This is a genomic window from Escherichia sp. E2748 (assembly GCF_005781125.1).
GTDB lineage: Bacteria > Pseudomonadota > Gammaproteobacteria > Enterobacterales > Enterobacteriaceae > Escherichia.
Window position 1 is genome coordinate 1 of sequence record NZ_VATP01000026.1, and the last position, 5321, is coordinate 5321.

The window sequence follows — 5321 nt, forward strand, 5'->3', positions numbered from 1 at the left end:
ACGCGGCCATAAATGCGTAATGACACCGGTAAACCGAAAGGCAGGAACAGGAGAGCGCACGAGGGAGCCACCAGGGGGAAACGCCTGGTATCTTTAAGTCCTGTCGGGTTTCGCCACCTCTGACTTGAGCGTCGATTTTTTTGTGATGCTCGTCAGGGGGGCGGAGCCTATGGAAAAACGCCTCCGGCGGGGCGTGGCCTTATCCTGGCTTTTGGGTTGCTTTCCCCTTACGTTTATCTTCTGTCTTACTTGCCACTTAGTACGTTCCGTCCGCTCGCCGCAGACAAGTGACCGAGCGTAGCGAGCGAACGGGCGAGGAAGCGGAAAAGAACCGGAGATAACATGGAGCACTGACGCTGTGATGACGAAACAACAGAAAACTGCGCTTAATATGGCGAAGTTTATCCAGGGGCAGACTCTGCTTCTGCTGGAAAAGCTTAATGAACTTGATCTCGATGCTGAGGCGGATCTTTGCGAAAAGCTGCATGAAGATGTGGAACAACTCTGTCGCTCTCTGACTATTCGTCTGGATGGTCTTCAGGGGGATTTATAATGGCCCGTGTATCAATTAGCGAAGCGGCTCGTCTTGCCAGTGTCAGTCGTCCTACTATTTACAAGCTACTTAAATCTGGTGAGTTAAGTTACACCTCTGTTGTAAAGCATGGTAAATCCGTAAAAATCATTGATACAACTGAACTTATGCGCGTTTTTTGCACCCTTAATCTTGACAGTGAACGTGACAGTAGTGCTGTAACATTTGACGATCGCTCTACAGGGATTAACAGTGAATTTTTACAGGATTTACAGCATCAGGTGGCGCTTCTGCAGGCGGAAAACGCCGGGCTAAAAGATGCGATGAATGCCCGGGACGAGCATATCAGTTCACTTCGTCAGGCTATGCAGCTTCTGGAGCATAAGCAGCCCCCGTCTGAAATGCCGGAGCCGACGACAGCGCCCTGGTGGAAGTTCTGGCAAAAATGAGCGTCTTTAATGCAATTTAGTGAAATCTAATGCAATTACCGCATTAAACCAGAGGCACGTTACCGACTGTATACAGTCGCGTGCCAAAGGGTTCCCCTTTGAAACCCACCCGGGAATTTTGCGCATGCGCAAAACCGCACACCCGTGGCCCTAGTCAGGGCTCGCCGCCCCGACTCCCTGCCAGCTCCTCACGATCCCGCAATAAATTGCGGGTCCGTTCACCGCTTTATTTCGCCAGTTTGTGTCAGACTGTGATCTGAATGGCGCAGACTGGCGCGGAGGCTGAACGATGAAAGAATGGTTTACGACCCTTATCGATGATCTGAAATTCCTGGGGGCGGAGTTTAAAAGTGAGTTTTTTGATCCGGAGATTAAGCCAGTGACGGCGGAGGAGCATCAGCCGAGGATGGATGACATGCACCGTTCTACCGTAGCCGGGAAGTTATCCCGGGGCGTTTTGCAAATCAGGGACGGGAAACTGACCGTTTATGGCATGAAACAGAACCGGTAGTTCATCCCTAACCCGGATTTTAGGGCTGGAAAACCGGGAAAAATCCCGGTTTCAACTGCTGTTCTGCGCCAGACCGGATGTCATGCACTGCGCTGCATAACCATTCACAGGCCGTAAACTCTCTCAGTGCCTTTCTGGCGGGGTTTCGCCGGGTAAGCTGTGGTTTTCATCGGTTTCGCGCTGAAATCGCTCTGAGCGCGTTCTGGTGGTGCCGACAACGGATGTTATGGTAAATCAGAGTCATCTGCAGGTACAAAAAAAGCCCCGCAGGACTTTTGGTGACTGACTTATTTCCCCTGAGGATTTACTGGATTTCAGTTTATCTGTGTTCCCCGTTTTTTTTTATTGTCGCGCTGGCGTTTATCAGGTTCCCCTATTGATTCGGCAATTCGTTTAGGACCAGGCTTAAGACCCATGACAGTTATCCTTTGTAAATTCAGGAGGAAATCCCTCCGTCTGAATATGTCTCTGTAATAAAAAACAATCAATGTTATCCATTCCCTTTATTGTGATTCTCACATAACGGATGTTAAATGTTTCCACCCCCACCCCATCATTCCTTACCGACGCTCAGCGTCACCTCTGCCTAGTAACATATTGCTACATATGGAGAAATCAGGGCTGAGTTCCTGCAGGTGTATGATCAATGTCTATTAACCATACAAAATTAAAGGACTTGATATGGCACAGTCGAAAACCGGCTCACAGATACCCGCTATCTGCTGGCCGGTGCCAAAAAACAACCGTGGCCGGGAATTCCGTAACCTGGAGGATATACAGGCGCATCTTGAGGGGGAAGCCACCGGGCACTGGCTTATCGGACGTAGCGGCATGTGGCACGGCGGTATTCATATCACGGACACCACCACGCCGTGGTGTGCGCTCAGCGGGCAGGCGGTAAATGAGGCCGTTGATTTCCCTGTGCCGTTTAAGGGGGAGCAGGCCGTGCGCTGCATGGCGGACGGTGAGGTGGTGGCGTACCGGATTAACCGGGATTACCTCAGCGTGCCGTGGTACTGGGGGGATTTACGCTACTCCGGGTCTTTTGTGCTGGTCAGGCACTGTGTTCAGCCCGGGGAAACGGCAGAAAGCGGACTGACCTTTTACACGCTGTATATGCATCTCGCGCCGTGGCTGGCCTACCCGGAGCAGGACAGCACGGCGTTTAAGGTGGCAGACGGCCAGCTCCTGAAGGCGTATGTGGATGAATCCCGGCAGTGGGTGGCGGCGGAGCTGCCTGCCGGGACGCGGGTGATGTGGGATAAAGCGGTCAGCGATGACACGATGACCGGGAGCAACGGGCGACAGTACGCGCACGTCACGCTGGCGGAGCCGGTTTCGGGCCGCATGAGCCTGAAAACCGGGGACCGGGTGTGGGTTGTGTGCGACAAAGGGAACCTGGTTCCTGAACGTGACAGGGCCACCTGTCCGGCGTGGTGGACGCCATTCCTGCCGCCGTCACGTGAAGCCGTGCAGTTTGATACGGTGGTATGCCCGACCCCTTATCCGATTAAGGCCGGGGACCCGGTGGGACATCTGGGGTATTTTCAGGCGCCCACGGAGGACGGGCATGAAAAGCGCTATCAGGTGCATATCGAATGTCTGACCACGGACAATTTGCCGCATTTCCTGAGAAACCCGGAGGGTGCGGGTCGCGACACGCCCGCCTTTGCGCGCTGTCCGAAGGGGATACCGGTGTACCTGCAATTCAGAAGCGGAGAAATACAGAAGGGGCTGATAGCCACGACGAGCGTAACGGTAATGCCGCTGTCCGGGCAGGCGGTGACAGACAAAGAGGGTAAGCGTTACTGGCCGGATGGTTCGTCGCGCGGGCTGCTGGCGGAGTCGGATGTGCTGCTGCTGTCGCGGTACGATCTGGCCGGTCGGGGGTTTGAAACCACGGAGGACAGTCCGTCGAGCTTTGACCATCTTGACGGGAAGACGCAGCCGAAAGGGCTGGTAAAGACGATATTGGAGCGTTTTTTCAGCGTGGCGGACAATGACGATAATCACTACAGCAAAGGGGTTGCGTTCAACTACCGGCAGTTGCTGAATCAGATTGATGCTCCGAAAGCGTCGTGGTATTTGCCGGAACAGTACCGGCGTGCGGTGCAGAACCCGGCAATGCGCGATCACCTGTACCGGCTGTGTGTGAAGCATCCTTGTGAGTGGTACTACTCTTCGGAATCCCCGGTGTGGAAAGCGTTCTTTACGCCGCAGAAGAAGAGGGAGGAGCCGGAATGGTACGCGTACAGCGAGAAGTTTCTGACTGACCTACGCTGGATTCACCGGGTGCCGTGCATGTTGGAAAATCAGTGGCATATGCACCCGCTGGTGTTTCTCGATGCACTCAGGGAGCCGAAAAAGCAGGGATGGGCACACAGCCCGTTTGCTGATCTGATTGGCCATGCTGAGTCTGTCAATGATTATACCGCCTATAACCGGACCTGGCCGCATCCACACCCTACGCATAAACAGGCATATACCCACACTAATCTGACATCGATGGCAATCGCTCAGGTAATGGTGGCGATGGAAAAGTATGAAATGTTTGCGACTGGGCGGTTTCAGATAACGCCGACGGTGATGAAGGAAAGTGTCTATAAGCTGAATCTGGACGTAAATGCACGGTATGACGAGACGATGCAGGACCGGATGTTTGAGGAATATATTATCAGGGTGAAACGTAAACCTATTATTGATTATCTGGAGGGAAATGGCAGCGTGGAGGAGGCCGCCTATGCCTGTGCACTGGAGTTTGCGTCGGTGGGCGTACAGAAGGGATTGCCTATCAGTCCTGATCCCCATGAGTTTGAGGTGGCTCCAGATGGCAATGTGCTGAAAGATAAGCATGGTAACCCCGTTCATAAAAGACGATATGCCAAGCATGACGGAGTGACGTATTACTCGGGTGATGGGCTAAACAAGGCTCTGATTATGCCGGATGCGATAATTAAGGCTCTGGAGGCGTCAAAACATGATGGTAAATAAATATCTGGCTGTTGTTTTACTTTTCGGAGTAACACCGCTTTCCTGGGGGGGGCCGCAGGCCGGGGACTATAGAGTTAAGGTGAGCCACGAACCTTTTGCTGAAACACTAAATCTGTCTGGTATTCAGAAAGGTTATACCGATGAGTGGAAGCGCATTATGCAACAGCAACTAATGGAGCAGGTTAATTACGCTGGGCATTATCGACTGTATGTCGGCTATGGAGACGATCTTCCTAATGAATGTGGGGATGGCCACCCGCTATGTGGCTGGGTTATTGATAAAACTACGGGGCAGGTTGTGTCAACTCTGCCTAAATTTATTACGATCGAAAATGACATGAGTCATCCGAGTACAGTGCAAAGTTGTGCTGTTTACTCCCCTGAAGATGAGAACGATCCACCTCCACCTGGAGCAATGGCTGATTTTCCAATATTTTATCGTGACAGTACCTTATTATGGATGAATGGTACGTTACTATCGGCGTCAAATCCGAATAATGATAAATGTGAATATAAAATATACAGTTTTAAAGGTGGTAAATTCTCAATAATTGGGAAAGGAGACCCATCGGATGACCCTCATTTTCCGCATGATTAGTTGAGTAAAGCGGGGTTAGGGGGAGCCACACGGAGAGTAATGCTTAATGCAAATGACAAATGGTTGACCACAAAATAAAAAGGATCTTCTTGAGATCCTTTTTTTCTGCGCGTAATCTCTGGCTCTGTAAACGAAAAAACCACCCGGCAAGGTGGTTTTTCGAAGGTACAGTAAACCGGCAAGTTTCTGAACCGTGGTAACAGTCTTGTGCGAGACATGCCACCAAATTTGTCCTTCCAG

The 5321-nt window shown here is 51.8% G+C and carries 5 protein-coding genes and 1 pseudogene; 5 read left to right on the forward strand and 1 reads right to left on the reverse strand.

Features of this window, described 5'->3' with window-relative positions:
* The first annotated feature begins 361 nt into the window (after window positions 1–361).
* The 5 genes from FEK42_RS19215 (at window position 362) to FEK42_RS19235 (ending at window position 5081) form a co-directional block, all read left to right on the forward strand.
* Entirely contained in the window at window positions 362–553 is a 192-nt protein-coding gene (locus tag FEK42_RS19215) for a Rop family plasmid primer RNA-binding protein (protein ID WP_130259267.1), read from the forward strand.
* Entirely contained in the window at window positions 553–981 is a 429-nt protein-coding gene (locus FEK42_RS19220) for a helix-turn-helix domain-containing protein (RefSeq protein ID WP_138211926.1), read from the forward strand. Before FEK42_RS19215 ends, FEK42_RS19220 begins: the two co-directional genes overlap by 1 nt.
* 289 nt (window positions 982–1270) lie before the next feature.
* A complete protein-coding gene (locus FEK42_RS19225) occupies window positions 1271–1492 on the forward strand; it encodes a hypothetical protein (RefSeq protein WP_130259264.1) in 222 nt (73 codons plus the stop codon).
* Window positions 1493–2173: 681 nt separating this feature from the next.
* The gene (locus FEK42_RS19230; RefSeq protein WP_130259263.1) at window positions 2174–4483 is read left to right on the forward strand and encodes a hypothetical protein; all 2310 of its coding nucleotides are present in this window, start codon (window positions 2174–2176) and stop codon (window positions 4481–4483) included.
* Window positions 4470–5081 carry a hypothetical protein gene (locus tag FEK42_RS19235; RefSeq protein ID WP_130259262.1) on the forward strand — a complete coding sequence of 204 codons (612 nt, stop codon included), beginning with the start codon at window positions 4470–4472 and terminating at the stop codon, window positions 5079–5081. Before FEK42_RS19230 ends, FEK42_RS19235 begins: the two co-directional genes overlap by 14 nt.
* Here FEK42_RS19235 and FEK42_RS22875 read toward each other — a convergent pair.
* A pseudogene (locus FEK42_RS22875) lies at window positions 5078–5321 on the reverse strand (hypothetical protein); the annotation flags it as partial. The gene FEK42_RS19235 and the pseudogene FEK42_RS22875 sit on opposite strands and share 4 nt — an antisense overlap.

Coding starts and splice junctions, on each gene's coding strand:
- FEK42_RS19220 (WP_138211926.1), top strand. CDS start 553: ATGGCCCGTGTATCAATTAGCGAAGCGGCTCGTCTTGCCAGTGTCAGT.
- FEK42_RS19235 (WP_130259262.1), top strand. CDS start 4,470: ATGATGGTAAATAAATATCTGGCTGTTGTTTTACTTTTCGGAGTAACA.
- FEK42_RS19215 (WP_130259267.1), top strand. CDS start 362: ATGACGAAACAACAGAAAACTGCGCTTAATATGGCGAAGTTTATCCAG.
- FEK42_RS19230 (WP_130259263.1), top strand. CDS start 2,174: ATGGCACAGTCGAAAACCGGCTCACAGATACCCGCTATCTGCTGGCCG.
- FEK42_RS19225 (WP_130259264.1), top strand. CDS start 1,271: ATGAAAGAATGGTTTACGACCCTTATCGATGATCTGAAATTCCTGGGG.